General features: G+C 42.4%; 1 protein-coding gene and 2 pseudogenes. 2 read left to right on the top strand and 1 reads right to left on the bottom strand.

Annotation, left to right across the window (positions count from 1 at the left end; genetic code table 11):
- Together EI164_RS17570 and EI164_RS17565 are read left to right on the top strand one after the other, a co-directional pair.
- Positions 1–116: IS3 family transposase (locus EI164_RS17570; RefSeq protein WP_413038468.1), on the top strand; the 116-nt coding region annotated here is incomplete at its 5' end.
- Between the two features lie 31 nt (positions 117–147).
- Positions 148–264: pseudogene (locus tag EI164_RS17565) on the top strand (helix-turn-helix domain-containing protein); the annotation flags it as partial.
- Between the two features lie 156 nt (positions 265–420).
- On the opposite strand, the pseudogene EI164_RS16540 reads toward EI164_RS17565, so the two are convergent.
- Positions 421–750 (bottom strand): annotated as a pseudogene (locus tag EI164_RS16540) (PepSY domain-containing protein); the annotation flags it as partial.
- Positions 751–805: the final 55 nt, after the last annotated feature.

Raw genomic sequence — 805 nt, 5'->3', positions numbered from 1 at the left:
AATGGGTCGATTGGTTTAACAAAACTCGCATTCATAGTACGATTGGCTATGTGTCGCCTTTTGAGTTTGAGAGACGATACTATGATAGTTTTATTGAGTCAGACAAAGCTGCCTGACTCAAGCAATCAAGTCTCCGATATACTCGGGGCGGTTCACAACCGTATTAGAGAGTTGGCCAGTCAAACTAATATGACCAGAGAAGAGATCGCTAAGGCGGTTGGTATTGGGGTAGCCACCGTTTATCGTGTGTTAAAGCAGGGCTAGTAGCTGAAAGGTTTTAAATAGTAACCCATATTTTCTATTTGTATTTCCAGACGCTAGTGTTTATAAGTATTTGAGAGTATTTCAACTATAGATGCAAACCATATTAAAGATAAAATCAACTAGGGGCTGTATAGAATTGAGAAAACATTGACCACGTGCTGGTGGATTTAGTCCAGTGATTTCGTTGGTATTACGAGGACGACGTTGCCACCACATGACATAACCGCTCACACAAATTGCAATCACAGATAAGCAAAACAGCACATTGGCTAACACGCTCCATAATCCTAGCGTTCCCATATGAATAGCCGCACCCGCTGCCATAAATTTGCCGAAAGCATTGTAATCCTCAAAGCGGATATCAGCCAATATCTTCCCCGAATAGCGGTCGATATGCACCGTACGGTCAGCCGTTGGACTTTTCATATCGTAGCTCATAGAATCTTGGCTAATCGTCCACACTCCTGTCTCGCCTTGTGGTAGATTTGTAGTGGTCAACTAATTTAGGACACCTGATAAGAGGTTTTTGTTAAAGTAGCGT

The organism is Psychrobacter sp. FME13 (assembly GCF_014861395.1).
Classification (GTDB): domain Bacteria; phylum Pseudomonadota; class Gammaproteobacteria; order Pseudomonadales; family Moraxellaceae; genus Psychrobacter.
The sequence above is the reverse complement of the archived record's forward strand: the minus strand, read 5'-3'. Positions and strand labels throughout refer to the sequence as shown.